1 protein-coding gene is annotated in these 1,238 nt (G+C 74.0%); it reads right to left on the minus strand.

Going from position 1 to position 1,238, the window contains the following annotated elements; genetic code table 11:
- Positions 1–1,238 (minus strand): glycoside hydrolase family 10 protein (locus DZF91_RS23610; protein WP_117359527.1); only part of this gene is annotated, 1,238 nt, incomplete at both ends.

Consider the following 1,238-nt stretch of genomic DNA (forward strand, 5'->3'; position numbering starts at 1 on the left):
GCGCGGACGCCGCGGACGGGGTCGGGCGTGTGCGGGCGCTGCCCGGCGGGCGCGGCGGGCGGCTGGATCGCGGGGCGCGCGTAGTGGTCGGCGCGGACGCGGGAGGCGAAGCCGCGCCGGTCGGCGGCGATGTCGGTGGCGGAGAAGAAGATGTCGCCGCGGACCCCGCGGTGGCGGGCGTTGAGGGCCAGGTGGCGCGACAGTTCGTCGGGGCGCTTCCACGCGGCGTCCTCGCCGACCCGGTACCCGGCCTGGCCGATGGTGAGCTGGACGCCGGTTCCGGCGACCTGGCGGTCCCACCAGGCGACCAGGGTGCGGTAGTCGGCGGCGCGGTCGCCGATGGGCCAGTACAGCTGGGGGGTGATGTAGTCGATCCAGCGTTTGCGGATCCAGCCGCGGGTGTCGGCGTAGATGTCGTCGTAGGACTGCAGGGCGCTGGTGGCCGATCCGGCGGGGTCGGTGGTCCGGTTGCGCCAGACGCCGAACGGGCTGATCCCGAACCGCACCCAGGGCTTGTCCTGGTGGATGCGGGCCGACAGGGTCTGGACGAGGGTGTCGACGTTGCGGCGCCGCCAGTCGGCCTTGGGCATCCCGTGTCCGTAGGCGCGGTAGGTGGCGGCGTCGGGGAAGTCGCCGGACTCGGGATAGGGGTAGAAGTAGTCGTCGAAGTGGACGGCGTCGATGTCGTACTTGTGGACGACGTCCATGACGGCGTTGACGGCCAGGTCGCGGACCTGCGGCAGGCCCGGGTCGTACCAGAGCTGGTCGCCGTAGGCGCGGACCCAGTCGGGGTGGCGGCGGGCGGGGCTGGTGGGGGCGAGTTTGGACCGGTCGCGGTCCTGGGCGACGCGGTAGGGGTTGAACCAGGCGTGGAACTCAAGGTTCCGCGCGTGGGCCTCCTTGACCATGAAGGCCAGCACGTCGTAGCCGGGGTCCTTGCCGGGCGTGCCGGTGAGGACGGCCGACCAGGGCTCGTACGGGGAGCGGTAGAACGCGTCGGCGTCGGGGCGGATCTGCACGACGACGGAGTTGAGGTTCATCGCGCGGGCGGTGTCGAGCAGGCGGGTGAAGCGGGCGCGCTGCTCGGCGGCGGGCCGGGACGGGTCGGTGGGCCAGTCGGTGCCGCCGACGGTCGCGATCCACATGCCGCGCAGCTGGCGGGCGCGGGAGTCGCCGGGCGCGGCGACGGCGGGGCACTCGGCGGGGACGGCGCGGGCGGCGTCGTCCTTGCGGGTGCC

The sequence above is a fragment of the Actinomadura logoneensis genome (assembly GCF_003428695.1).
In the GTDB taxonomy this organism is placed as follows: Bacteria; Actinomycetota; Actinomycetes; order Streptosporangiales; family Streptosporangiaceae; genus Spirillospora; species Spirillospora logoneensis.